This window comes from Acidimicrobiales bacterium, assembly GCA_036399815.1.
In the GTDB taxonomy this organism is placed as follows: Bacteria; Actinomycetota; Acidimicrobiia; order Acidimicrobiales; family DASWMK01; genus DASWMK01.
Window position 1 is genome coordinate 1 of sequence record DASWMK010000247.1, and the last position, 26590, is coordinate 26590.

The window sequence follows — 26590 nt, forward strand, 5'->3', positions numbered from 1 at the left end:
CCACGGCCGGGCCGCTCGCCGTCGACACGGGCACGACCACGGTGGAGACGGCGGCGGCGACCGCCCACCTGCGGCGCTCCTACACGTCGGCCGTCGGCGTCTACGAGGGCGCGGCCACCGTGACGACGGCCGGGCGCGAGCTGGCCGTGCCCGCCCTGCGGGAGGCGCAGGTGTGGGCGCCCGGGCGCCTGCCGGCCCGGCCCCGGCCCATGCGCTACGACCCCGACGACCCGTGGGACCGCCACTTCCTCGGCCGGGCCATCGCCTTCGGCGAGGAGCTCCAGGCCCGGGCCTCGACCTACACGGCGAGCCTGGCGCCCGGCGAGGGCCGCACCGCCGGCTTCTACCAGCTGCTCCTGCCCCAGCTGGAGGACGAGCCGGCGTTCGAGGCCGACCTGCTCGACGAGTGGCGGACGCCGGGCGAGACCCTCGTCGGCGCGGCGATCGCCGCGCTCGGCGAGCGCGGCGGCTTCACCGAGCGGTGGGGCGACGTGTTCGGGTTCCGGGACGAGGGCGCGGCGTGGGGGCTCGTCGCCCTCGACCAGGGGGTCGACAGCGACCCGCTGCGGGCGACCATCGAGCAGGCCCTGAACCTGTCGACGGCCGAGTTCGGCGCGCCGGCCGACTTCGCGTCCCGGCCCGTCCTGCTCGGCGCCGGCCTCGACGGCGCAGGGCCCGGCGCCGGCGGCGGGCCGGGCTCGACGGCACCCGGCGCCGGCGGCACCCGGCCGACGGGCAGCGGGCCGGACGGCCTCGGTCCCGGGTTCAACGGGCCGGGCGCCACCGACCCGGCCGGCACGGGCCCGCTCGGCTCGTTCCCCGGCGGCCCCGGGCCGGGCGAGACGGTCCCCGGCGGTGGCCCGCTGCCGACGGTGACGTTCACGGTCCCGCCGGTCCCGACCGTCCCCGGTGGCGGCGGCGACGACGACGGAGGGCCGATCGACGACATCGTCGACGACCTGACGACCCTGCCGCCGCTGCCCACCACGCTCCCCCCGCTGCCGACCACGCTCCCGCCGATCCCGACGACCCGGCCGACCCTGCCGCCGACGACGATCCCGCCGCTGCCGACGACGCGGCCGACCCTGCCGCCGACGACCATCCCGCCGCTGCCGACGACCCGACCGACGGTGCCGCCGCTCCCGACGACCACGTCGATCACCCTCCCGCCCTTCCCCTGACCCGGCGCGCCGGGGCGCTGGTACCGTCGCCGCCCGGACGTCCGGTGGGGGAGGAGCCGTGCTCGACCGTCGCTCGCTGCTGAAGGCCGGGCTGCTGGCCGGCGGCGCCCTGCTCCTCCCCGGGGCCGGGCGCTCCTCGGGCGCCGCCCGCCGGCCGGGGGCGGCGGGGCTGCCGTTCTCCTGCTCGCTGCCCCGCACGTCCTCGCTGCGCCAGCCCCCGTTCGAGGCGGAGCTGCCGATCCCGCCGGTGCTCGCCCCGGTCCGCTCGACGGCGACGACCGACTGGTACCGGGTGACGATGGCCGCGACCGAGCAGCCCGCCGTCGCCGGCGTCCCTGCGCCGCTCTGGACCTACGCCGGCACCTGGCCGGGGCCGACGATCGTGGCCCGCCGGGGCCGGCGGGTCGTGGTCACCCAGCAGAACGACCTGCCCTTCGACACGGTCGTCCACCTCCACGGCGGGCGCACCCCGCCCGAGCACGACGGCGGCCCCACCGACGTCATCCCGCCCGGCACGGCCCGCACCTACGTCTACGAGAACGACCAGCGGGCCTGCACGCTCCACTACCACGACCACGCGCTGATGGCGACGGGCCCGCACGTCTACCGGGGCCTGTCGGGCTTCTACCTGATCACCGACGCCGTCGAGGACGGGCTCGACCTGCCGCGCGGCGCCTTCGACGTCCCCCTGCTCGTGCAGGACCGCATCGTCGACGCCGACGGGTCGTTCTGGTACCCGGCGACGACGAGCGACGGGCTCGAGGGCGACACGATCTTCGTCAACGGCGCCGTCCAGCCCCGGATGGCCGTCCGCACCCGCCAGTACCGGCTCCGCATCCTCAACGGGTCCAACTGCCGGACCTACGAGCTGGCGCTGTCGGGCGGTCGCCAGCTGCGGGTGATCGGGACCGACGGCGGGCTCGTCCCCCGGCCGGTGAAGCGCCCGAGCGTGCGGCTGGCGCCGGGGGAGCGGGTCGAGGTCGTCGTCGACTTCCGCCGCGCCGCGGTCGGCGACCAGGTCGTGCTGCGCAACCTGGCCGGGTCGGGCCCGACCGCCGACGTCATGCGCTTCGACGTGACGTGGCGGGAGCGCGACCCGGTCGAGGTCCCCGCCGAGCTGCGCCCGCTCGCCCCGCTGACCGGCGCGACCGTCACCCGCGACCTCGAGCTGTCCCACGACACCGACCTCGGATGGGTCATCGACGGGCAAGGCTTCGACCCCGACCGCGTCGACGCCCGCCCGGCCTACGGCTCGACCGAGATCTGGCAGTTCCGCAACGTCACCGGGATGGCCCACCCGATGCACCTGCACCTCGTGCACTTCCAGGTGCTCGACCGCGACGGCGCGCCGCCGCCGCCCGAGGAGGTCGGGTGGAAGGACACCGTGCTCGTCGCGCCCGGCGAGACCGTGCGGGTGATCGCCCGGTTCTCCGGCCACCGCGGCCGGTACGTGTTCCACTGCCACAACCTCGAGCACGAGGACCACGACATGATGGGCCAGTTCGAGGTCGTGTAGGGGCCGTCGCCCGGCCCCCGCGCCCGGCGCTAGGAGGTGACGACCACCTCGCCGGCCATCCCGAAGTGGAAGCGGCAGACGTAGTCGTAGGTGCCGGGGGCGTCGAAGCGGCGGCGGGTCTTCTCCCCGGGCGAGAGGACCTCGTCGAAGCCGTCCTCGAAGGTGACGGTGTGGCTGCTGGCGCCGCGGTTCAGCCAGCCGACGGTGGAGCCGGCGGCGACGGTGATCGTCCCCGGGCGGAACTGGTTGTCGACGATCCGCACCTTGGCGGCCAGCGCGGCCGACGCGCTGGTGGCGGGGGCGGCGACGAGCCCGACGGCGACGGCGGTCGCGGCCAGGCCCTTGGCGAGACGGTGCATGGGTCCTCCCTCGGTGCGGTCCCCGGCCGGCCGTGCGGGCGCCGGCGACGATCCACCGAGCATGGCACAGGACCCGGCCGGGATACCCGCCGCGGCGGCCCTGCGCCCGTACCATCGGGAGGGATGGCGACCGAACCGTCCCGCCGCCCCCGGGACGACCTGAGCCCCGACGGGATCGCCCGCCGCTCGTTCTCCACGTCGTTCAGAGGGTTCGACCAGCTCGAGGTCCGCGGCTTCCTCAACGCCGTCGCCGGCGAGCTCGCCAGCCTGCTCGACCGCCAGGAGCAGCTGCGCCACGAGCTCGAGGAGACGAAGGCCCGTCTCGCCGCCGCCGAGGAGGCGGACGTCCACCGCCTCACGACGGTGCTCGGTGAGGAGACGGCGCGGGTGCTCGAGGCGGCCAGGGAGGCCGCCGCGCAGATCCGGGCCAAGGCCGAGGAGTCCGCGGCCACGATGCTCCAGGAGGCGACGGACGACGCGGCCAGGATGCGGGCCGAGGCCGACGCCGTGCTCGCCCAGCGGACCGAGGAGGCCGACGCCGAGGCGGCGAGGATCAGGACGGCGGCCGAGGAGATCCGGGCCGCCGCCGCGGCCGCCGCCGACGGCGAGATCGAGGCCGCCCGCCAGCGGGGCCGGGAGATGGTGGGCGAGGCCCAGGTGGTGCGGGAGCGGGTGCTGCGGGACCTCGCCCGGCGCCGCAAGCTGGCCCGCCAGCAGCTCGAGCAGCTCCGGGCCGGGCGGGACCGGCTGCTCGCCGCCTACCAGGTCGTGCGGCGGACCCTGGACGAGGCGACGGGCGAGCTGTCGATGGCCATGGTCGAGGCCAAGGCGGCGGCCGAGTCGGCCGGGCGCCGGGCCGCCGAGGCGGAGGAGCCGACCCAGGAGGAGCTCGAGGCCGAGCTGGCCGTGCTGCGGTCGGTCCCCCCCGCCCGCGAGCCCGAGCCCGTCGCCGTCGCGGCGGCGCCGGCGGCCGCGCCGGAGGCCGCGCCCGGGGCGGTGCGGCGCTTCGGCGACGACGAGCCGGGCGGCGGGGAGCGGCCCGGTGCGGTGCTGCGCTTCGGCGACGACGTCGCCGAGCCGCCGGCCGTCACCCTGCCGCCCGTCGCCGGCCCGCCGCCCCTGGCCCCGGTCGGCCGCCGCCGCTTCCGCCGCCGCGGCGAGACCGAGGCCCCGCCCGACCTCCCCGACGAGCCCGGCTGGCAGCCGGTCGAGGGCGGCGCCCCCTTCGAGGGGATCCGCGTGATCGCCCCCGAGCCGTCCGACCCCGCCGACGTCCGCGTGTCGGGCGCGACCCCCGCCGCCGACCTCGCCCCCCCGCCCGACGGCGCCGCGACGTCCACCGCCCCGACCGACCGGTCCCCCGAGCCCGCCCCGTCCACCGAGGCACGCGCCCCGTCCCCCGCCGAGCCCGCCGACCCCGCCGTCGAGCCCCGATCCCCCGCCCCCGCCGTGCCCGCCAACGCCGCTGAGCCGTCCACCGAGGCCCGCGCCCCGTCCGCCGCCGGCTCCGTGGACGCCCCGGACCGGTCCACCGCCGACGCCCCGGCGACCCCGGACGCACCGGCAGCGAGCGCCCCGGACGCACCGGCGGCGAGCGCCCCGGGCGGGACCGCGTCGACGACCGAGCCGCCGCCGGCCGACCTCCCCACCGAGCAGCCCGTCGAGCCCGGTCCGACCGCGCCGTCCACCGAGCCGCCCGGGGCGCCGACGCGGCCGGGCACCGAGCCGGACGAGCCGTCGCCCGCGGTCCCGCCGACCGAGCCCGTCCCCGACGAGCCGCCGACCGAGCCGCTCCCCACCGAGCCGCCCACCGAGCCGGTGCCGCCCCGCCCCGAGCCCGTCGCCCCCGAGCCGGCCCCGCCCGACGAGCCACCGCCCGCCCCCGTGGCCGAGGACCGCCCCCGCCCGAGCGTCGAGGAGCTGTTCGCCCGCATCAAGGCCAGCCGGGCCGACGCCGTCGCCCGGGCCGAGGCCGTCCTCGCCCCGCCCGACGAGCCCGCCGCCGGCGCCGGGCCGACGGCCGAGCCGGCGCCCGAGGCCGAGGCCGCCGCCGACGCCGACGCCGAGCCCGAGCCCGGCCCCGAGCCGGCGGCCGCCGCCCTGCTCCGCCGTCGGGACGAGGCCGTCGCCGGGCCCGAGCGGTCCCTCGCCCGCAAGGTGAAGCGGTCGCTGTCCGACGAGCAGAACGCCGTCCTCGACACCCTCCGGCGCCGGCGGGGCCAGGTCGCCCTCGACGAGCTGCTGGGCCCGCCGGACGACCACCGCCGCCGCCTCGCCGTCCTCGTCACCCCTGACCTCCTCGCCGCCGCGGCGGCCGGGGCGGCCACGTCGGGCGACGCCTCCCGCGACCTCCACCCCGCCGTCGACCCCGTGGCCGTCGACCTGGCCGCCGCCCTCGTCGACCCCCTGCGCGACCGCATCGAGCGGGCCGTGAGCGAGGGCGGGGGCGACGACGACTCGGTGGCCGAGCGCCTGCGGGCCTGCTACCGGGAGTGGAAGACCCAGCGCATCCCCGACGTCACCCGGCACGCCACGGCGGCCGCCTACGCCGCCGGGCTGGTCGCCGCCGTCCCGCCCGGCACCCCGCTGTGCTGGCTGGTCGACACCGGCGGCGCGCCGTGCCCCGACGCCGAGGACAACGCGCTGGCCGGCGCCGTGCCCGCCGGGGAGCCGTTCCCCACCGGCCACACGGTCCCGCCGGCCCACCCCGGCTGCCGCTGCCTGGCCGTGCGGGAGGACGCCGTCCGGCCCCGCTGACCGCCCGCCGGAAGGGACGCCGCCCGCCCCTCTCCGCCCCGCCGGCGGACGACGGGATCCGGCCCCGCCGACCGCCGGACGCGACGCCGCCCGCCCGTCGCCGCCCGCCCGGTCCGGACGACCCGATCCGGCCCCGCCGACCGCCGGGCCGCGACCCCGACCCCCGCCGGGCCGCCGGTAGGCTCCCGCCGTCATGCGCGCCCCCACCGACCTGCCGCGCCCGCGGCGTCGCCGACCGGGGACGGGCCGGGGGCGGACCATCCTGGTCGTCGCCGCCGTCGTCCTCCTGATCCTCCTCTACTCCCTGCGCGGCCTCGCCGGCTTCTACACCGACTTCCTCTGGTTCGACTCGCTCGGCCTGACGAGCGTGTGGCGGGGCGTGCTGCGCGCCAAGGTCCTCCTCGCCCTGATCTTCACCGGCGTGTTCTTCCTGGTGCTCTGGGCGAACCTCCTGATCGCCGACCGGCTGGCGCCCCGGTTCCGCCCGGCCGGGCCGGAGGAGGACTTCATCGAGCGGTACCACGAGATCGTCGGCCGCCGTGCCGGCCTCGTCCGCATCGCCGTGTCCCTGCTGTTCGCGTTCATCGCCGGGGCCGGCGTGTCGAGCCAGTGGAACGACTGGATCCTGTTCACCCACCGGGTCGACTTCGGGGTGAAGGACCCGCAGTTCCACACCGACGTCGGCTTCTACGTCTTCCAGCTCCCGTTCCTGACCTTCGTCGTCAGCTGGGCGTTCGCCGCGCTGGTCATCGTGTTCATCGTCACCGCCGTCGCCCACTACCTGAACGGCGGCATCCGGGTGCAGACCCAGTTCCAGCGGGTCACGCCGCAGGTGAAGGCCCACCTGTCGGTGCTGCTCGGACTGCTCGCCCTGGTGAAGGCGGCCGACTACTGGCTCCAGCGCTACGAGCTCACCCTCTCCAGCCGGGGCACGGTCGACGGCGCGACCTACACCGACGTCAACGCCCAGCTGCCGGTGCTCAACCTGCTGCTGCTGATCTCGATCCTGGCGTTCGCGCTGTTCCTGTTCAACATCCGTCGGCGGGGCTGGGTGCTGCCGGTGGTCGCCGTCGGGCTGTGGGCCTTCGTCGCCGTGGTCGCCGGCGGGATCTACCCGGCCTTCATCCAGCGCTTCCGCGTGGAGCCGGCCGAGTCGAGCCGGGAGGAGCCCTACATCGCCCGCAACATCGAGGCGACGAGGGCGGCGCTCGGGCTGAGCGCGGAGGACGTGACCGTCGCCCAGTTCGAGTACAGCAGCGACCCGGACGAGGTCGACCTCGAGGCCAACGCCGACACGGTCCGCAACATCCGCCTGCTCGACCCGAACGTCGTCCAGGACACGTACCAGCAGCTCCAGGGCGTGCGGAACTTCTACGACTTCCGCGACCTCGACGTCGACCGCTACGAGATCGCCGGGCGGACCACGCAGGTGGTGCTGTCGGCCAGGGAGCTCAACACCGGCGGCATCCCCCAGCAGTCGTGGGAGGGCCAGCACCTCGCCTACACCCACGGCTACGGCGCCGCCGTCGCCCCGGCGAACGCGGTGACGAGCAGCGGCCGGCCGGCGTTCACGCTCGCCAACATCCCGGTGGAGGGCGAGCCGGAGATCACCCAGCCGGCGATCTACTTCGGCGAGGGCCTCGGTGGCTACGCCATCGTCGACACCGAGCGGGCCGAGATCGACTTCCAGACCGAGGAGGCGACCGAGACGACGACCTATGCCGGCGACGGCGGCGTCGGCGTCGGGTCCCTGATCCGGCGGGCGGCGTTCGCCCTGCGCTTCGGCGACATCAACCCGCTGATCTCGAACTTCGTGTCAGGCGACTCCCGCATCCTCTACATCCGGGACGTGCGGGACCGGGTGGAGACGGTCGCCCCGTTCCTCCACTTCGACCACGACGTGTACCCGGTGATCACCGACGGCCGGCTGGTGTACGTGGTCGACGCCTACACGACGACCAACCGCTACCCGTACGCGCAGGAGGCGATCATCGACGGCCTGGTCGAGGGCAGCGGCCTCGACCACTCGTTCAACTACGTGCGCAACTCGGTGAAGGCGGTCGTCGACGCCTACGACGGGCAGGTCACCCTGTACGAGATGCCGGGCGGCGACCCGATCGCGGCCGCCTACCGGTCGGCCTTCCCCGACCTGTTCGCCGACTTCGACGACATGCCCGAGGACCTGCGCAACCACCTGCGCTTCCCCGAGGACCTGTTCACCGTCCAGACCAACATGTGGGGCCGCTACCACATCGACGACGCCCAGGACTTCTACGCCCGCACCGACGCCTGGACCGTCGCCCAGGACCCGGGCACCGACGTCGGGTCGGCCACGACGACCACCAGCGTGAACGAGGAGGGCCAGGTCACGGGGAGCCGGGAGCGGCGCATCGCCCCGTACCACCTGCTCATGCGCCTCCCCGGCGAGGACGAGGAGAGCTTCCTGATCCTGCGGTCGTTCGTGCCGTTCTCGGAGAACGACTCGCGGCGGAACCTGATCGCGTTCATGGTGGCGAAGAGCGACCCGGAGAACTACGGAGAGCTCGAGGTGTTCGAGGTCAACTCGAGCGAGCCGGTGGACGGGCCGGCCATCGTCAACTCGAACATCCTCTCGAACACGACGATCTCCCGGGAGATCAGCCTGCTCCAGGGCGGCGGCTCGGACGTCCGGCTCGGGAACCTGCTGCTCGTGCCCATCGACCAGGGCATCCTCTACGTCCGGCCGCTCTACGTGCAGGGCGCCACCGGGACGGCCGTGCCCGAGCTGCGCCGGGTGATCGTGTCCTTCGGCGGGGCGACGGTCATCGACGACACGCTCCAGGCCGGGCTGGCCCAGGTGTTCGGGGCGGCGCCGCCGACCCAGGAGGGCGGCGGCGAGCCGTCCGAGGGCGGGGAGCCGTCGGAGGGCGGCGAGCTGCCGACCGGCACGGTCGACGAGCAGGTGCAGGCCCTGCTCGACCGGGCGGCGGACGCGTTCGCGGCGGCCGACCAGGCGCTGGCCGACGGCGACCTCGCCGCCTACCAGGACGCCATCGAGGAGGCCCAGACCCTGACCGAGCAGGCCCGGTCGCTGCTCGGCGGCGAGCCGGCCGACGACGGGTCGACGGGCACCGAGCCCGGCGCTGACCCCGGCTCGGAGACGGGCGGCTCGACCACCTCGTCCACGCCGTCGGGCTCGTCGACGTCGTCGTCGTCATCGACCACGTCGACGACCGAGCCGTCGTCCACCAGCACCACCGACTCCGCCTAGGAGGCCGAGGACATGAGCGACACCCCGTCGGACTGGAAGCAGGTCGCCGACTCGCTGGCCGGCCTGGGCATGAAGCTGAAGCTCCACTTCGAGCAGGCGAGCGGCGAGGAGGGCCAGGAGGAGCAGGACCGGGCGCGCCAGGCCCTCGACCGGCTGGGCGAGGCCGTCGAGGGCGCCTTCGAGGCCGTCCGCAACGCCGTGAAGGACCCGGCCGTGAAGGACGACGTGCGCGACGTGGCGTCCACCCTGAAGCAGGCGGTGACCAACACCCTCGCCGACGCCCGCCGTCGCGCCCAGGACCGCTGACCGCCCCCGTCCCGGTTGGCGCCCGGCCGGCCGGCTGCTAGATTGGCGACTCCACGACGCGGGGTGGAGCAGTCTGGTAGCTCGTCGGGCTCATAACCCGAAGGTCGCGGGTTCAAATCCCGCCCCCGCCACCAACACGTTTACTGAGGTCAGAAGCGGTTTTCGGCCGTCGCCGGGAGCCGCTTTTGACGTTCTGGAGTCCCCGCTTGTCATCAATTTGTCATCACTGCTCTCGCAGCTCGCGCGCCTGACGCGCCGACCAGGGCGACCAAGGCCCGCCGCAGGCCGCCCGGAGGGCTTGGCCCTGACGGCCCGGGGTACCGCTCGGTACCACCATGGATGACGAAGCCCTCCAGGGCTTCGTGGATGCTTTTAGGGGTCGCTCAACCAGGGCGTACCGTGGGCATCCATGTCCTGCTCGCTCTGCGGTCATCGCGTGCACGTACAGACCTGCTGCGACCACGGACAGGTCCCGAAGTGGTGCACAGACTGTGAGCCCTGCCGACGGCAGAAGGCGACCGCCGGTCAAGCCGTACCACCACTCGGTGGCCCGTTCCCGGCGGAGTTCTGCAATCACTGAAGGTCGGTGCAACGTTCACGTGGGAGCGTTGACGGACCCGGAGGTGCAGCTGCGCAGCGACCTGCCGATGTCCGGCCTCACCAACTGGTACAAGCCTCGCTGGCTGATCATCCTCAACAGCACCGAACCGAGCGTGCGACGGCGCTTCAGCCTCATGCACGAGGCCAAGCACGTCATTGACCACGAGCGCATCCGTTACCTGTGTCCGAGGACGGCGCTGCTGAGCAGCGAGCGCCGGGCCGAGCTGGTGGCCGACTACTTCGCGGCGTGTCTGTTGGTGCCTAAGCGGCTCGTTAAGCGCCGCTTCGGCGAGCGTGCGCGACGTCAGCGACCTGGCCGACGAGTTCGGTGTCAGTCCCGTCGCCATGGCGTACCGCCTGCAGCAGCTCGGCCTCGTTGACGCTACGGTCGCTGCGATCGCTCGCATCGCTCGCCGGACGGCCTCACCGGGTACTTCCGGCTGGCACCTCAGCCTTCGGAGTCGCTGCCTGATTTTAATGCAGTACGGCCTCAGAGGACGACACGGTGCTGGCGGCTCTAGTTGCCGAGCTGCGGCAGCGGAGCGACGAAGACGCTGAGAAGGACGATGAGGCCGTGGCCGAGCTACTGGCGAGTCGGCGGGCTGACCGGGCTCGGAGCAACGGAGGCGTGCAGCTGGATTCGTCGGACGGCTTCTCGGTCGCCGCGTAGTTCATAGCCAGTGAGAGACTTCAGGCCAATGAACTGGGATGACGGCCTCGGTGAGCCGCACCTTTCCATAGCGGGCTCGCCGCATCGTCGGATCGGAGTCCTCGCCGGCCCTGGCACGGGGAAGACGAAGTACGGCCTCATGCGGCGTGTGGCCCGCTTGCTGAGCGAGGGGGTTGATCCGAAGCGCATCCTTCTCGTGTCGTTCACTCGGACAGCAGCGCGTGACCTCAGGGACAAGATCGCCGATCTTGGAATCGAAGGCGCCGACGATGCTCGGGCGACGACCCTGCACGCGTTCTGCTTCGGCCTCCTGCAGGAAGCAGCCGTGCTCGCAATCACGCAACGGACACCCCGGCCCCTCCTGAAGTACGAAACCGACCTGATGCTGCGAGACCTGCCTGGCGAGTTCGGCACGTTGCCAGAACGTCGGCAGCTACTGGAGGCGTTTGACGCAGGGTGGGCTCGCGGAACCGAGGACCATCCGGGAAACGCCGTCTTGCCGGCGGACAAACAATTTGAGGCTGAGGCCATCGGTTGGCTTCGCCACCACCAAGCGATCCTGATCGGTGAAGTGGTTCCTATTGCGTACAACTATCTCAAGAACAATCCGCAAGCGGCCGCCCTCGCCGCCTTTGATCACGTAATCGTGGATGAGTACCAGGACCTGAACTATCTGGAACAGAACCTATTGGACCTCTTCGCAACCCCCGACGGTGCGGCGCTCTGCGTAGCGGGCGATGACGATCAATCCATCTACGGCTTCAGGCATGCCAATCCGGACGGGATTCTAAACTTCGTCGGCGATCCCGACGTGGAGGACCATCACATTCAGACGTGCGGTCGCTGTCCAGCCCGCGTCCTCGCGATGGCAAACGCATTGATCGCCCATGCTCCAGGTCGGAACAAGCACGATCTGCAATGTCTCCAGAACGACGTGGATGGTGAAGTCGCCATCGTCCAGTGGGAGGACTTGGAGCAAGAGGTAGACGGCATCGTCGCCGCGATTGCACACGACGTCGCTTCCGAGCGCCGCGAGGCCGGCGACATCCTCGTGCTCACGCATCGTCAGAAGATCGGTGAGGCGATCCGCCGCAGGCTCATTGATCTCGGGATTGACGCGCGGTCCTTCTTTGCGGAGGAGCCGCTTCGCAAGCCAGCAGCGCGGGAGGCCTTGGCACACCTCCGCCTCGTCGTTGGCGACGACCCGGTATCCGTTCGCGTGCTCCTTGGCCTTGGGGACGGCACAGGCAGGGCCGCGGCCTATCGGAAGCTCACGGACTGGTGCCGCGACAACAGCTGCACCGAGCGTGAGGCTCTGGACAGGGTACGAGCCGGTGAGAAGCTAGCCGGAGTGCCGGCGGTCCTCGCGAAGCACTACCACCACGCCATGACGATCATTGAGGGCCTGCCGGTTCAAGACGTTGCAGCCCTGGTTGACGCTCTTCTGCCGGAAGGCAACGAAGACACTCAAGAGTTGCGGGACATCGCTCTGGAGGTGCTTCCGGAATGCCAAACGTCGGCCGACCTTCTTGACGCGATCGTCGTGAGGGTGAGCCACGCCGACGTCCCCGCTAGCCCGGACTACGTGCGAATCATGAGCCTGCACAAGTCCAAGGGGCTCACGAGCCCCGCGGTGTTCGTCGTCGGCATGGTTGACGGAATCGTGCCAACCATCATCGGAAACGTGTCCGCTCAGGAGCGGCAGCTCGCCGTTGATGAACAACGGCGTCTGACGTACGTCGCGCTGACGCGGGCTGCCGAGCAGCTCGTGTTGTCGTCGGCGGCCGCGATGCCATGGGCGATGGCGTCTGCCCTCGGGGTCCGCGTCGCCAAGAGCTGGAAGCAGAACGGAGAGCTGACAGTGAGCACCATCGCCAGCCCGTACATGGCTGAACTCGGCCCGGCGGCGCCCAACGCGATGAAGGGCGTGGCGTGGCTGAAGGCCTACGTCGCTGACTCGTAGCGGTCGCCGACCGCGGCTCCGCACAAAACGTGCGACCATGCGGCGATGCCGCCCAAGCCGTACCACATCGCCCGGCAACATCATCTCGGCCTGATGCTGGACGAGTTGCAGCAACGTGGCCGGCTGAACTGGCGGTGGGACTACGCCGATCGCCGGGCCATCTATCACGTCAACCGTGGGAAGACGGGTTGGCGAGCACTGGACACGCGTGAGGCGGAGCAACTCGTGCAGGCCGAGTGCGACGCGTTGGGTATTCGGTGGTGCCCCGTGAAGCCTCCAGGCGGCGAGAAGCAGCGGGACGAAGCGCTCCGCTGGATCAACGGTCCCGACTAGAGGACCGCTCTTCCATGGCGCGCATGAGCTGTCAGGGCGAGGTCGCTGTCATCAGATCTGTCATCGCGCCAGGAACAAACGCGGTCGGACGGTCGCGTTGCACGTCGGCCAACGAGCAGCGTCACCCCCGGTGGGAGCCATGAGACCGGCCCACGCCGACCTCGTCGGCCCAACGGCCGCGCGCCTATGACCCGAAGGTCGCGGGTTCAAATCCCGCCCCCGCCACCAAGAACCGCAGGTCAGAGCCGGTGCGAGAGCACCGGCTCTTCTGTCGTAGCCACAAGTGGCCCTGTCGCGGATCGCTACTACGGGCTATCGTCGCGCTGCACCAGCTCGCCCGAAGGGCGATGATGTCGACCGGTTCTGGGGACGACGATCGGAGTCGCGGGTGGCCCGCTTTCGGGCGTGGGAGGACGGCTCATCGGCACGGTTGGACATCGGTGCCCACGGGCTCGGCTTGGCGCTACGTGATGCGGACGGGCAGATCGCCGCCGTTCATCTGGAGCGGTGGCAGCCGCTCGATCCGGTCGGTCCGGTGCGCGGCTTCTCCCGGGCACGGCTGACCGACGGTTCGCTCACCGACACCACCGCGATCTCAGAGGCGGCCGACCGCGGCCAGGAGCAGGAGGTCATCGTCGAGGACCTCGGCGGCGGCGCGACGCGGGTGACGATCCGCACCAACGGCGGCGCCGAGGCCGGCGGGACGACCCAGGTCCTCGAGGACGACGGCCAGGGCAAGAACACCGACCTGTTCATCGAAGCCGACGGCACCCAGACGTTCACCGTCCGCCGCGGCGCCGAGGATGGCGGCGTCACCTTCTCGAGGACGATCACCCGACCCGACGGCACGCGGAGCGAGACCACGGGCTCCGTGAGCAGTGACGGGCTGGAGAACAGCATGACGACGCACTTCGTGAACGGGAACCCCAGCGGGACGAGCTCTACCAGCGAGTTCCATCAGGGGACCGACGTGGTCCGCCAGACCCTCACGACCGGACCTGACGGGAGCACGACCACGCATGCGGTCACCTCGCACGGTGACGGCACCACCTCGACCGTGGACACGGTCACCGACTCCACGGGCCAGGTCACGGGCCAGGTGCAACAGCTCGAGTGGCCGAACGGCCACGTCACCAGCGTGCTGAACCCGGACGGGACCACCACCCACACCACCACCACACATCACAGCCAGCCCGACGGCCTCGGGATCCTGGACGAGGTCACGGACACGGTGACCGTCCACACCACCGACTCCAGCGGTCACCAGGTGGGTGACACGCACACCACGACGACGCGCACGCACGAGGTGTCCGGCACGAGGACGTTGGTCGAGACGACCCACCACCCGGATGGGTCGAAGCACATCCACACCACCGAGTTCGACCCGAACGGGCAGGTCAGCTCCGAGCAGGACGAGTTCCAGCCACCCCCGGACGCCGAGGTGCTGCCACCCGACACCCGCACCGACGGCGGCGGCGTGGGCGGGACGGGCACCAGTGGGCCGAGTGGTCCTGCCGGCCCCGGTGGACCTGGTGCGCCCGGCGGGCCTGCCGGCCCCGCGGGACCCGGCGGACCTGGCGGTCTCGGGGGGCTCGGTCCGGGCATCACCACTGGGCCCGACGGACCGCCCACGCAACCACCGGGTGGGACCTTGGGCGGCGTCGACATCACCGGTGAGCCCTGTGACCCGGTGAACGATCCCGGGTGCCTGCCGGTGGTCAAGAAGGCGAAGGGGGACCGAGCCGGTCCCGTCTCGGCGGAGATCGGAGAGCTGCAGGACCTCATCGAGGCCCTGTCGTCGACCGGCGACGCGAACGCCGTGGCCGCGGCGGTCTTCGAGCTCGCGCCGGCCATCTTCGACCTGCCCCGCCCCGCCACGCGCGGGCTTTCGCGGCGGGGGGCCCGACTCGTGATCGAGCGGGACGTCCCCGGCGACGACGACGCATGGAGCAACCTCGAGGATCCCCGTCAGCTCGTGCGGTCCCTCCAGGACATCTCCGCGTACGCCCGTCGCTGACGCGATCGGGTCGGGTCGCGGGGCGCCGCGGGCGGTCCGCCGGCCGGTGGCACCGGTCGGCCAGCCCACACACCCGAACCCGTGTCGACGCTGTGACGGTCGTCATCGCGGTCGCCCCTCGTCGGCGTCGTCGGGACACGGCCCGACCGTGGAGCAGGCTTGGGTGGCGCTTCACCTTCGCTTAGGCATGCGGAAGCCGTAGGGTGGAGCGGCTCGCTCGGGAGGGATGGGGGGAATTTCATGGGACGGATACGCGCGCGGGGGCTCGTCGGCGCCCTGGCGGTGGCGATGATCGCCGGCTTGCCGGTCGTGGGGACGGCGACGCCAGCAGGGGCGCAGCCCACGGAGCTGTTCTTCTCGGAGTACGTCGAGGGCTCGTCGAACAACAAGGCCCTCGAGATCTTCAACGGCACGGGGTCGGCCAAGAGCCTCGCCGGCTACTCCGTCCAGATGTTCTTCAACGGCAGCACGACGGCCGGGCTCACGATCAACCTGACGGGGACCGTCGCCAGCGGCGACGTGTTCGTGCTCGCCCAGTCGTCCGCCTCCGCCACGATCCTCGCCCAGGCCGACCAGACCAACGGCGCCGGGTGGTTCAACGGCGACGACGCCGTCGTCCTGCGCAACGGCACCACGTTCCTCGACAGCATCGGCCAGATCGGCGTCGACCCCGGCACCGAGTGGGGAAGCGGCCTGACCAGCACGGCCGACAACACCCTGCGGCGCAAGGCAGGCATCGAGGCCGGTGACGCCATCGCCAACGATGCCTTCGACCCGTCGGTCCAGTGGGACGGCTTCGCCGTCGACACCTTCGACGGCCTCGGCGCCCACGGCGACGGCGACGAGAACGAGCCCGTGGTGGCCAACTGCGGCAGCGGCGCGGCCGGGACCGCCGGCACCGCGATCAACGCGCCCGTGAGCGCCTCCGACGCCGACGGCGTCGTCGTCGACCTCGCGGTCACCGCCGTCTCCCCGAGCAACCCCGGCACCATCACGCGGACCGCCTTCACGCCGGCCGCCGCCACGGGCGGCACGGCCTCGGCGACCATCACGGCGTCGAGCTCGACGCCCGCGGGCACCTACAACGTCACGGTCACGGCGACGAACAACGACGCCACGCCCGCGACCGGCTCGTGCAACCTGACCATCACGGTCACCGCCGCGCCCGTCTGCGGCGACCCGGCGACCTTCGTCCACCAGGTGCAGGGCGCCGGGGACTCGTCGCCGATCGTCGGCTCCGTCGTCACCATCGAGGGCAACGTCGTCGGCGACTACCAGGGCGCCGGCCAGTTCAGCGGCTACTACCTCCAGGAAGAGGACGCCGACGTGGACGAGGACGTCGCCACGTCCGAGGGCATCTTCGTGTTCAACACGTCGGCCGCGGTCAACGTCGGCGACAAGGTGCGGGTGCGGGGCACGGTCGTCGAGTTCAGCGGCCTGACCGAGCTCTCGAGCGTGTCGTCCACGACGATCTGCGCGCCGGGCGGGACCGTGACCCCCACCGAGGTCTCGCTGCCCGTGCCGTCCATCCCCGAGTGGGAGCGCTACGAGGGCATGTCCGTCGACATGGCCCAGCCCCTCACCGTCACCGAGGTGTTCAGCCTCGCCCGCTTCGGCGAGGTCGCGCTGTCCGCCGGCGGGCGCCTCGAGAACCCGACCAACGTCGTGGCCCCCGGCGCTCCCGCCATCGCCCTCCAGAACCTGAACGACCGCAGCCGCATCCTCCTCGACGACGGCAACAACCAGCAGAACATCGACCCGACCTACTACCCCCAGGGCGGCCTGAGCGCCTCGAACACGCTGCGCGTGGGCGACACCGTCGCCGACCTGGCCGGCGTGCTCGACTTCCGCTTCGGCGTCTACCGCATCCAGCCCGTCGACGCCTCGGCTGTCACCTTCACGACGACCAACCCGAGGCCGGCGGCGACCGAGCCGGTCGGCGGCGACCTCCAGGTCGCGGCCTTCAACGTGCTGAACTACTTCAACGGTGACGGCGCCGGCGGCGGCTTCCCGACGGCGCGCGGCGCCACCACGCCGGCCGAGTTCGCCCGGCAGCGGGCCAAGATCGTCGCGGCCATCACCGCGCTCGACGCCGAGGTGGTCGGGCTCATGGAGCTCGAGAACGACAGCACCGACGCCGGGTACGGGGCCATCGAGGACCTCGTCGCCGGGCTGAACGACGCGACCGCCCCGGGGACGTACGACTTCGTCGACACCGGCGTGGTCGGCACCGACGCCATCCGGGTGGGGATCGTCTACCAGCCGGGGGTCGTCACCCCCGTCGGCAGCCACGCCATCATGGACTCGTCGGTCGACCCCCGGTTCATCGACACCAAGAACCGCCCGTCGATCGCCCAGACCTTCGAGGTGACGGCCACGGGCAGCCGCTTCACCGCCGTCGTGAACCACCTCAAGTCGAAGGGCTCGGACTGCAACGACGTCGGCGACCCCGACACCGGCGACGGCCAGGGCAACTGCAACGCCACCCGCACCGCGGCGGCCGAGGCACTGGTCGACTGGCTCGCCGGCGACCCGACCGGCAGCGGCAACGCCGACGTGCTGCTCCTCGGCGACATGAACTCCTATGCCATGGAGGACCCGATCACGGTGTTCCGGAACGCCGGGTACGTCGACACCATCGCCGAGTTCGTGGGCGAGGAGGCGTACTCGTACGTGTTCCAGGGGCAGTCGGGCTACCTCGACCACGCGCTCGCCAGCCCGTCGCTGGCCGCGCGCGTGTCGGACGTGACCGAGTGGCACGCGAACGCGGACGAGCCGGTGGCGCTCGACTACAACGTCGAGTTCAAGTCGGCCAACCACGTCAACACGCTGTACGCGCCGAACGCCTACCGGTCGTCCGACCACGACCCGGTGCTGGTCGGGCTGGACCTGAACGCGGCGCCGACGGTCGACGCCGGCGGGCCCTACTCCGTCGTGGAAGGCGGCACGGTGACCGTGTCGGCCGCCGGGACCGACCCCGACGGCGACCCGCTCGCCTACGAGTGGGACCTCGACGGCGACGGCACCTACGAGACGAGCGGCCAGAGCGCCACGTTCTCGGCCGCCGGGCTCGAGGCGCCGGCCAGCCGGACGATCGCCGTGCGGGTCACCGACCCGAGCGGCGACACCGGCGCCGACATCGCGGTCGTGCAGGTGATCTGGGACTTCGAGGGGTTCTTCGCCCCCGTCGACAACCCTCCGGTCGTGAACGTCACCCGCGCCGGCGCCGGCATCCCCGTGAAGTTCGGCCTGACCGGGGACCAGGGCCTCGCCGTGCTGGCGGCCGGCTCACCGTCGTCGACGGCGATCGACTGCGCCACCGGCGCACCGAGCGACGTCATCGAGGAGACGACGACCGCGGGCCGCGCCGGGCTCTCGTACGACGCGGCGACCGACACCTACTCCTACACGTGGAAGACGGCCCGGAGCTGGGGCGGCACCTGCCGGCGGCTGACGGTCACGCTGGCCGACGGCACCGTGCACCACGCCGACTTCCGGTTCACCGGGTAGCGCACCGGCTCGCTGGTCCACCACACCCGCTCGCGGCGGCCCCCGTCGGTCCGACGGGGGCCGCTCCGCGTCCGCGTCCCCACGAGCTCGTCGCGTCGGAGCGTCTACCGTCGTGGTCGTGACGCCCGAGGAGATGGCGGACCTCGTCTGGCTGCGGCGGGCGCGGGACCTGATGGACCGGGACTACGCGCAGCCGCTCGACGTGCCGGCCATGGCCCGCACCGCGCTCATGTCGCCCGCGCACTTCTCGCGGAAGTTCCGGGCCGCCTACGGGGAGACGCCCTACTCGTACCTCATGACCCGGCGGATCGAGCGGGCGAAGGCGCTCCTCCGGCAGGGGGTGTCCGTCACCGACGCGTGCGTCGCCGTCGGCTGCACGTCGCTCGGGTCGTTCAGCTCACGGTTCACCGAGATCGTCGGCGAGACGCCGTCGCACTACCGGGCGCGCGACCACGGGGACCTCGACGCCCTGCCGCCGTGCGTGAGCATGGTCGTCACCCGGCCGCGGCGGAGCCCGGCCCCGGTCTGAGCACCGAGCAGGACCGGAGAAGCACCCGCGGGGCCGGTGCCCGTACGGTCGTCGCATGGCAGTCACGCTCTCCACGACGTTCATCCCCGTCCACGACCCCGACGAGGCGCTCGGCTTCTACCGCGACGCCCTCGGGCTCGAGGTCCGCAACGACGTCGCCGCCCACGGCTTCCGCTGGGTCACCGTCGGCGCCCCTGGCCAGGACGTCGACATCGTCCTGTTCCAGCCGCACGGCGGCCGCTCCCAGGCCGAGGGCGACGCCCTCCTCGCCCTCGTCACCCAGGGGTCGATCCAGGCGGCCATCTTCCGCGCCGACGACCTCGACACGACCTTCGAGAAGGTCAGGGCGTCGGGCGCCGAGGTGCTCCAGGAGCCGGCGTCCCAGCCGTGGGGGGCCAGGGACTGCGCCTTCCGGGACCCGTCCGGCAACCTCGTCCGCATCGCGCAGGCCTGACGGCCGCCGCCCGCGTCCATGATGGGCCCGTGACGACCTGGGGCGCCTTCGCCGCCGCCGAGCCCGAGCTGGCCGCCTTCGTGGGGGACCGGCTGCGGGTGCCGCCGTCGTACCTGGCCACCGTGCGGGCGAGCGGCGCGCCGCGGGTCCACCCGGTCACCCCGATCGTCACCGCCGACGGGCTCTACGTGTTCATGGAGCCGACGTCGCCGAAGGGCGCCGACCTCCGCGACCGCCGCTGGTTCGCCCTCCACAACGGCGTGCCGGACACCGCCGGGACCGGCGGCGAGGCGTGGGTGGGCGGCACCGGCCACCCCGTGGACGACCCGGCGACGAGGGCGGAGGTGGCGGCCGCCGCCAGCTACGACCCCGACGACCGCTACGTGCTGTTCGAGCTGCGCCCGACCGAGGTGCGCTGCAACGGCTACGGCGACGTCACCCTGCCCGAGCGCCGGCGGTGGCGCGCCGAGCCGGCCTGAACCGATGGAGCGACGATGACCACGGCCCCCAGGACGGACCCGCCGCCGGCGCCGCACCCCGCCGACGGGCAGGACCGCATCCGGGTGCTCGGCGCCCGGGAGAACAACCTCCGCGACGTCAGCGTCGAGCTCCCGAAGCGACGGCTGACGGTCTTCACCGGGGTCTCCGGCTCGGGCAAGAGCTCGCTCGTGTTCGGCACGATCGCCGCCGAGTCCCAGCGGTTGATCAACGAGACCTACAGCGCCTTCGTGCAGGGCTTCATGCCGACCCTGGCCCGGCCCGACGTCGACGTGCTGGAGGGGCTGACGACGGCGATCATCGTCGACCAGCAGCGGATGGGCACCGACCCCCGGTCCACCGTCGGCACGGCCACCGACGCCAACGCCATGCTGCGCATCCTCTTCAGCCGGCTCGGCCAACCCCACGTCGGCCCGCCCAACGCCTTCTCGTTCAACGTCGCCCCGGTGCGGGCCAGCGGGTCGGTCACGGTCGAGCGGGGCGCCCGCGAGACCGTCCGCAAGACGTTCACCCGCGCCGGCGGCATGTGCCCGCGCTGCGAGGGGCGGGGCTCGGTCACCGACTTCGACCTGTCGGCCCTCTACGACGACACGAAGTCGCTCAACGAGGGCGCGCTGACGATCCCCGGCTACAGCATGGACGGCTGGTACGGGCGCATCTTCAGCGGCTGCGGCTTCTTCGACCCGGACAAGCCCATCCGCCGGTTCACCAAGAAGGAGCTGCACGACCTGCTCCACAAGGAGCCGACGAAGATCAAGGTCGACGGCATCAACCTCACCTACGAGGGCCTGATCCCGAAGATCCGCAAGTCCATGCTCTCCAAGGACGTCGAGGCCCTCCAGCCCCACGTCCGGGCGTTCGTGGAGCGGGCCGTCACGTTCACGACCTGCCCGGACTGCGACGGCACCCGGCTCAACGAGGCGGCCAGGTCGTCGAGGATCGACGGCGTCAACATCGCCGACGCCTGCGCCATGCAGATCAGCGACCTGGCCGCCTGGGTCGGCGGCCTCGACGAGCCGTCGGTGGCGCCCCTGCTCGGCGCGCTGGCGCACACCCTCGACTCCTTCGTCGAGATCGGGCTCGGCTACCTCAGCCTCGACCGGCCGTCGGGCACCCTGTCGGGCGGCGAGGCGCAGCGCACGAAGATGATCCGCCAGCTCGGGTCGTCGCTCACCGACGTCACCTACGTGTTCGACGAGCCCACCGCCGGCCTGCACCCCCACGACGTGCAGCGGATGAACGACCTGCTGCTGCGGCTGCGGGACAAGGGCAACACCGTGCTCGTCGTCGAGCACGAGCCGGAGACCATCGCCGTCGCCGACCACGTCGTCGACCTCGGGCCCGGCGCCGGCCGGGCCGGCGGCACCGTCTGCTTCGAGGGGACCGTCGAGGGCCTGCGGGCCAGCGGCACCGTCACCGGTCGCCACCTCGACGACCGGGCCAGCCTCAAGGCCACCGTGCGGGCCCCGACCGGCGCGCTCGAGATCCGGGGGGCGACGGCCAACAACCTGCGCGACGTCGACGTCGACATCCCGCTCGGGGTGCTCGTCGTCGTCACCGGCGTGGCCGGCTCGGGCAAGAGCTCGCTGATGGCGTCGATCCCGGCCGACGCCGGGGTGGTCGCCGTCGACCAGGCGCCGATCAAGGGCTCGCGGCGCTCCAACCCGGCGACCTACACGGGCCTGCTCGACCCCATCCGCAAGGCCTTCGCCAAGGCCAACGGCGTGAAGCCGGCGCTGTTCAGCCCCAACTCCGAGGGCGCCTGCCCGAACTGCAACGGCGCCGGCGTCGTGTACACCGACCTGGCGATGATGGCCGGCGTGGCCGTGCCCTGCGACGAGTGCGACGGGAAGCGGTTCCAGGCGTCGGTGCTCGACCACCACCTCGGCGGCCGCGACATCAGCGAGGTGCTGGCCATGCCCGTCACCGAGGCGCAGGAGTTCTTCGGCGCCGGCGAGGCCCGCACGCCGGCGGCCAGCGCCATCCTCGACCGGCTGGCCGACGTCGGCCTCGGCTACCTGGCCCTCGGCCAGCCGCTCACCACGCTGTCGGGCGGCGAGCGCCAACGGCTCAAGCTGGCCACCCGCATCGGCGAGAAGGGCGGGGTCTACGTCCTCGACGAGCCGACCACCGGCCTGCACCTCGCCGACGTGGAGCAGCTCCTCGCCCTGCTCGACCGGCTCGTCGACGGCGGCAAGTCGGTCGTCGTCATCGAGCACCACCAGGGGGTGATGGCCCACGCCGACTGGATCGTCGACCTCGGCCCCGGCGCCGGCCACGACGGCGGCCGCGTCGTGTTCGAGGGCACCCCCGCCGACCTCGTGGCCGCCCGCTCGACCCTCACCGGCGACCACCTGGCCGCCTACGTCGGCGCCTGACCCGGCGCGCCCGGCCCCCGCCTAGGAGGACGGCGGCCGGCCGGCGCCGACGGGCCCGGCGTGCTCGGGGTCGGCCGGCGCCGGCGGGGCCGGGCGCAGCAGGGAGATGCCGACCGAGACGGCGAGGATGGCGCCGATCACGGCGAGGGACACGCCCGTCGGGATGTGGGCGACGTCGGCCAGCAGCATCTTCACCCCGACGAAGGCGAGCACGGCGGCGAGGCCCTGCTTCAGGTAGGTGAACCGGTCGATGGCGTCGGCCAGCAGGAAGTACATGGCCCGCAGGCCCAGGATGGCGAACGCGTTCGACGTGAACACGAGGAAGGGCTCGTCGGTGACGGCGAAGATGGCCGGGATCGAGTCGACCGCGAAAACGACGTCGGACCACTCGATGGCGACGAGCACGGCGAGCATCGGCGTCGCCATCAGCCGGCCGGCCCGGCGGACGAAGAACCGCTGGCCCTCGTAGGACTCGCTCACCGGGATCACCCGGCGCAGGAGGCGGACCATGGGGTTGTGGCCAGGGTCGGCGTGGGACTCGCGGGCCCGCAGCATCCGGATGCCGCTCAGCACGAGGAAGGCGCCGAACACGTAGATCAGCCAGTGGAACGAGTCGAGCAACTGGGCGCCGGCGGCGATGAAGATGGCCCGCAGGACGAGCGCGCCGAGGACGCCGAAGAACAGCACGCGGTGCTGGAGGTGGGCGGGGACGGCGAAGTACCCGAGGATCAGGGCGAAGACGAAGATGTTGTCGACGGCGAGCGACTTCTCGATCAGGTAGCCGGCGAAGTACTGGCCGGCCGCGTCGCCGCCGGCGAAGGCCCACACGCCGACGCCGAAGGCCACGCCGACGGCGACCCAGATGGCGCTCGTGACCGCGGCCTCCCGCACCGACACCGCGTGCGCGTGGCGGTGGAACACGAACAGGTCGAGGGCGAGGGCGGCGAGGATGCCGGCGACCACGGCGGCCCAGGCCCACAGGGCGACGTCCAACGGGTGCTCCTTCGGCTGACGGTTCGGTTGCGTCGAGCCGAAGGTCTCTCCGCTCCGTGGAGCCGGCCGCACCGGGCGTCATCGCCGTGCTGACGGTGGGCCGCGAGGGATACTCCCCTTCGGTTGCGCCCAGTCTGCCCCGCCGGGCGGGCCGTCACACGCGGCGGTGGCCGACCTCCTGGAGCAGCCACGCGTTGCCGTCGGGGTCGTCGAAGGCGGCGAACGAGGCGTAGTCGTCCCGGCCGGGGTGTGGGCCGCTCACCTGCCCCTCGGGCCCGAAGTGGAAGACCTCGCCGACCTCGACCCCCCGCCCGAGCAGCTCCTCCCTGGCCGCCTCCACGTCGTCGACGACGAGGTGCAGGCCGCGGTAGCTGCCCGGCTCCGCAGGGGAGACGCCCTTGCCGATCGTGATCGAGCAGGACGAGCCGGGCGGGGTCAGCTGCACGACCCGGAAGTCGTCCCCGCCCCGGTGGTCGACGTCGAGGTGGAAGCCGGCCCGCTCGTAGAACGCCTTGGCCCGGTCGACGTCGGTGACGGGCAGCACGATCAGCTCGAGGCGCATGTCCATGCCCGGCAGCCTCGCATTCAACCGATCGGTTGACAAGGGGGGACCGCCCGGCGTACGGTGTCGTCAACCAAACGGTTGAACAAGCGCACTGGAGGAGGAGGGCGTGGCGGCTGACCCGCTGTCCCGGGCGTTCTCGGCCATGGCCGACCCGATCCGCAGGGACATGGTCGCCCGGCTGGCCGACGGCGACGCCACGGTCAACGAGCTGGCCGCCCCGTACGACGTGACCGTCCAGGCCGTCTCCAAGCACCTGAAGGTGCTGGAGGACGCCGGCCTGGTGAGCCGGCGCCGGGACGCCCAGCGCCGCCCCGTCCACCTGGAGGCGGAGGTGCTCGATCTGATGACCGCGTGGATCGAGCGCTACCGCCGCCAGGCGGAGGAGCGGTACCGCCGCCTCGACGCCCTCCTCGAGTCGATGCCCGACGACCCCGAGCCCACCGCACCACCCGACACAGGAGCACCGACGTGACCATGACCGGCACCCGCGAGACCGAGATCACCGCCGACCCGACCGTCCCCGCCATCCGCATCACCCGCGAGTTCGACGCCCCGCCCGAGAAGGTGTTCCGGGCCCACGTCGACCCCGACCTCGTGGTCCGGTGGCTCGGCCCCCGCCGCCACGAGATGCGCATCGACCGGTGGGACTGCCGCACCGGCGGCGCCTACCGCTACCTGCACACGAGCGACGGCGAGGAGTTCGCCTTCCACGGCTCGTTCCACGAGGTCCGCCCGTCCGAGGTCATCGTCCAGACCTTCACCTACGAGGCCGAGCCCGACGGCGTGGCCCTGGAGCGGGTCGTGTTCGAGGACCTCGGCGGCGGGCGCACCCGCCTCACGGCGACGTCGCTCGTCGACTCCTTCGAGGCCCGCGACGCGTTCCTGGCGAGCGGCATGGAGTACGGCGTCCGCGAGAGCTACGAGCGCCTCGACGACCTGCTCGCCGGGTGAGCGGCACCCCGAGCCCGGACGAGGCGGCGCCGGCGACCGATGAGTTCGGCGGCGCCGTCCCGTCCACTCCTGCGATGACGATCTCCCCCGTCGACCTCGGACCGGCGGCCCGCCGCATGGCCGACCTCGTGGCCACCCTGCCCGCCGACGCCCTCGGGCGGCCGACCCCGTGCGAGGACTACACGGTCGGCGACCTGCTCGACCACGTCGCCGGCGCGGCCGCCGCCTTCCGGGCGGCCGCCGTCAAGGACCCGCTCCCGGCGGCCGGGCCGGGCGACGCCGCCAACCTGGCGCCCGACTGGCAGGCCCGCCTGCCGGGCGACGTGATGGCCCTCGCCCGGGCCTGGGACGACCCCGGCGCCTGGACGGGCACGACGGCGGCCGGCGGCGTCGAGCTGCCCGGCGCCGTGGCCGGCATCGTCGCCCTCGACGAGCTCCTGCTGCACGGGTGGGACCTCGCCAGGGCCACGGGCCGGGCGTACGACTACGACGGTCCCGGCCTCGACGTCGTCTTCGACCAGGTCACGTACTTCCGCAGCCTCGGCCTCGAGGGCATCTTCGGCCCCGAGATCCCCATCCCCGACGACGCCCCGCTGTTCCGCCGGGTCCTCGGCGTCGCCGGTCGCGACCCCGACTGGCAGCCGCCGGAGGGAGGAGAGCAGTGACGCTTCCGAGGATCGCCACCCGCGAGGAGTGGCTCGTGGCCCGCAAGGAGCTGCTGGCCAAGGAGAAGGACCTGACCCGCCGGCGGGACGCGCTCAACACCGAGCGGCGCAACCTGCCCATGGTCGAGGTGACCGAGGACTACGTGTTCGACGGGCCCGAGGGCAAGGTCGGCCTCGCCGACCTGTTCGACGGCCGCCGCCAGCTGATCCTGTACCACTTCATGTTCGACCCCAGCTGGGACGAGGGCTGCTCGAGCTGCTCGGCCGGCACCGACGAGCTCTCCCCCGGCTTCTTCGCGCACCTCCACGCCCGCGACACGACCTACGCCATGGTCTCCCGGGCGCCCCTCGAGAAGCTGGAGCGCTGGAAGGCCCGGAAGGGCTGGGACGTCCCCTGGTACTCGTCCTACGGGACGACCTTCAACCTCGACTTCGGCGTCACCGTCGACGGGTCGCAGCGGCCGGTGGAGTACAACTACCGGACCAAGGAGGAGTACGAGGCCATGGGCACGCCGTTCGGCGGCGACGAGCCCTTCGAGATGCCGGGCCTCAGCTGCTTCCTGCTCGTCGACGGCCGGGTGTTCCACACGTACTCCCAGTACGCGCGCGGGCTCGAGTCGACCGGCGGCTCGTACTACTTCCTCGACCTCACCGCGCTCGGGCGCCAGGAGGAGTGGGAGGAGCCGAAGGGCCGCAGCGAGGACCCCCACTCCGCCACCCCGGACTTCTCGTGACCAGGGTCATCGCCGACATCTCGATCTCGCTCGACGGGTTCGTCACCGGGCCCGACCCGAGCAACGAGCAGGGGCTCGGGGCGGGCGGCGAGGCCCTGCACGAGTGGGCCCTCGCCAGCGACGACGAGGTCGACGCGGCGGTGCTCCGGGAGGCGGTGGAGCGCTCGGGGGCGGTCATCATGGGCCGCCGGCTGTTCGACATCGTCGACGGCCCGGGCGGCTGGAACGACGAGATGGGCTACGGCGCCGGCCTGGCGGCCACGCCGCCGTTCTTCGTGGTGACGCATTCGCCGCCGGCCCAGGTCCGCCTCGATCTGCGGTTCACCTTCGTCACCGGCGGTGTGGCGGCGGCGGTCGAGCA

General features: G+C 72.7%; 22 protein-coding genes and 1 tRNA gene. 20 read left to right on the plus strand and 3 right to left on the minus strand.

The genetic code is table 11. The features are described from left to right. Together VGB14_18495 and VGB14_18500 are read left to right on the plus strand one after the other, a co-directional pair. The coding region (locus VGB14_18495; GenBank protein ID HEX9994922.1) for a hypothetical protein at positions 1 to 1181 on the plus strand (1181 nt) is incomplete at its 5' end. A gap of 58 nt (positions 1182 to 1239) precedes the next feature. Continuing rightward, on the plus strand, positions 1240 to 2697 hold the full coding sequence (locus VGB14_18500; GenBank protein HEX9994923.1) for a multicopper oxidase family protein: 1458 nt from the start codon (positions 1240 to 1242) through the stop codon (positions 2695 to 2697). Between the two features lie 29 nt (positions 2698 to 2726). Here VGB14_18500 and VGB14_18505 read toward each other — a convergent pair whose 3' ends face one another. Next, entirely contained in the window at positions 2727 to 3056 is a 330-nt protein-coding gene (locus tag VGB14_18505; GenBank protein ID HEX9994924.1) for a cupredoxin domain-containing protein, read from the minus strand. Between the two features lie 123 nt (positions 3057 to 3179). On the opposite strand from VGB14_18505, the gene VGB14_18510 reads away from it, so the two are divergent. From VGB14_18510 to VGB14_18570, 13 genes are all read left to right on the plus strand, one after another. Further along, a complete protein-coding gene (locus VGB14_18510) occupies positions 3180 to 5813 on the plus strand; it encodes a DivIVA domain-containing protein (GenBank protein HEX9994925.1) in 2634 nt (877 codons plus the stop codon). Positions 5814 to 6006: 193 nt separating this feature from the next. Beyond that, complete coding sequence (locus tag VGB14_18515) at positions 6007 to 9063, plus strand: UPF0182 family protein (protein ID HEX9994926.1); 3057 nt, start codon at positions 6007 to 6009, stop codon at positions 9061 to 9063. 12 nt (positions 9064 to 9075) lie between these two features. Beyond that, positions 9076 to 9369 carry a hypothetical protein gene (locus VGB14_18520; protein ID HEX9994927.1) on the plus strand — a complete coding sequence of 98 codons (294 nt, stop codon included), beginning with the start codon at positions 9076 to 9078 and terminating at the stop codon, positions 9367 to 9369. Positions 9370 to 9426: 57 nt separating this feature from the next. Further along, positions 9427 to 9503, plus strand: a tRNA-Met gene (locus tag VGB14_18525). A gap of 489 nt (positions 9504 to 9992) precedes the next feature. Further along, positions 9993 to 10349 (plus strand): ImmA/IrrE family metallo-endopeptidase, encoded by a 357-nt coding sequence (locus VGB14_18530; GenBank protein HEX9994928.1) that lies wholly within the window; start codon positions 9993 to 9995, stop codon positions 10347 to 10349. A 318-nt stretch (positions 10350 to 10667) separates the two neighbouring features. Beyond that, complete coding sequence (locus VGB14_18535) at positions 10668 to 12602, plus strand: ATP-dependent helicase (protein HEX9994929.1); 1935 nt, start codon at positions 10668 to 10670, stop codon at positions 12600 to 12602. Between the two features lie 45 nt (positions 12603 to 12647). After that, positions 12648 to 12935, plus strand: coding sequence for a hypothetical protein (locus VGB14_18540; protein ID HEX9994930.1), 288 nt, complete (start codon positions 12648 to 12650; stop codon positions 12933 to 12935). A 388-nt stretch (positions 12936 to 13323) separates the two neighbouring features. Next, entirely contained in the window at positions 13324 to 14952 is a 1629-nt protein-coding gene (locus VGB14_18545) for a hypothetical protein (GenBank protein ID HEX9994931.1), read from the plus strand. A 240-nt stretch (positions 14953 to 15192) separates the two neighbouring features. Next, entirely contained in the window at positions 15193 to 18462 is a 3270-nt protein-coding gene (locus tag VGB14_18550) for an ExeM/NucH family extracellular endonuclease (GenBank protein ID HEX9994932.1), read from the plus strand. 118 nt (positions 18463 to 18580) lie between these two features. Continuing rightward, positions 18581 to 18991 (plus strand): helix-turn-helix transcriptional regulator, encoded by a 411-nt coding sequence (locus VGB14_18555; protein HEX9994933.1) that lies wholly within the window; start codon positions 18581 to 18583, stop codon positions 18989 to 18991. Positions 18992 to 19046: 55 nt separating this feature from the next. Then, positions 19047 to 19445 carry a VOC family protein gene (locus tag VGB14_18560; protein HEX9994934.1) on the plus strand — a complete coding sequence of 133 codons (399 nt, stop codon included), beginning with the start codon at positions 19047 to 19049 and terminating at the stop codon, positions 19443 to 19445. Positions 19446 to 19474: 29 nt separating this feature from the next. Continuing rightward, on the plus strand, positions 19475 to 19924 hold the full coding sequence (locus VGB14_18565; GenBank protein ID HEX9994935.1) for a hypothetical protein: 450 nt from the start codon (positions 19475 to 19477) through the stop codon (positions 19922 to 19924). Between the two features lie 15 nt (positions 19925 to 19939). Next, positions 19940 to 22321, plus strand: coding sequence for an excinuclease ABC subunit UvrA (locus tag VGB14_18570; protein ID HEX9994936.1), 2382 nt, complete (start codon positions 19940 to 19942; stop codon positions 22319 to 22321). 21 nt (positions 22322 to 22342) lie between these two features. Here the strand turns inward: VGB14_18570 and VGB14_18575 are convergent, their stop codons facing one another. Then, complete coding sequence (locus tag VGB14_18575; GenBank protein ID HEX9994937.1) at positions 22343 to 23314, minus strand: TerC family protein; 972 nt, start codon at positions 23312 to 23314, stop codon at positions 22343 to 22345. Positions 23315 to 23468: 154 nt separating this feature from the next. Beyond that, complete coding sequence (locus VGB14_18580; protein HEX9994938.1) at positions 23469 to 23882, minus strand: VOC family protein; 414 nt, start codon at positions 23880 to 23882, stop codon at positions 23469 to 23471. Positions 23883 to 23985: 103 nt separating this feature from the next. On the opposite strand from VGB14_18580, the gene VGB14_18585 reads away from it, so the two are divergent. The 5 genes from VGB14_18585 to VGB14_18605 form a co-directional block, all read left to right on the plus strand. Continuing rightward, a complete protein-coding gene (locus VGB14_18585) occupies positions 23986 to 24351 on the plus strand; it encodes a metalloregulator ArsR/SmtB family transcription factor (protein HEX9994939.1) in 366 nt (121 codons plus the stop codon). 2 nt (positions 24352 to 24353) lie between these two features. Next, entirely contained in the window at positions 24354 to 24830 is a 477-nt protein-coding gene (locus tag VGB14_18590; GenBank protein ID HEX9994940.1) for an SRPBCC family protein, read from the plus strand. Further along, positions 24827 to 25495 carry a TIGR03086 family metal-binding protein gene (locus tag VGB14_18595; protein ID HEX9994941.1) on the plus strand — a complete coding sequence of 223 codons (669 nt, stop codon included), beginning with the start codon at positions 24827 to 24829 and terminating at the stop codon, positions 25493 to 25495. Before VGB14_18590 ends, VGB14_18595 begins: the two co-directional genes overlap by 4 nt. Beyond that, positions 25492 to 26229, plus strand: a complete 738-nt coding sequence (locus VGB14_18600; protein HEX9994942.1) for a DUF899 domain-containing protein — start codon at positions 25492 to 25494, stop codon at positions 26227 to 26229. Before VGB14_18595 ends, VGB14_18600 begins: the two co-directional genes overlap by 4 nt. Beyond that, positions 26226 to 26590: hypothetical protein (locus VGB14_18605; protein HEX9994943.1), on the plus strand; the 365-nt coding region annotated here is incomplete at its 3' end. The genes VGB14_18600 and VGB14_18605, both read left to right, overlap by 4 nt.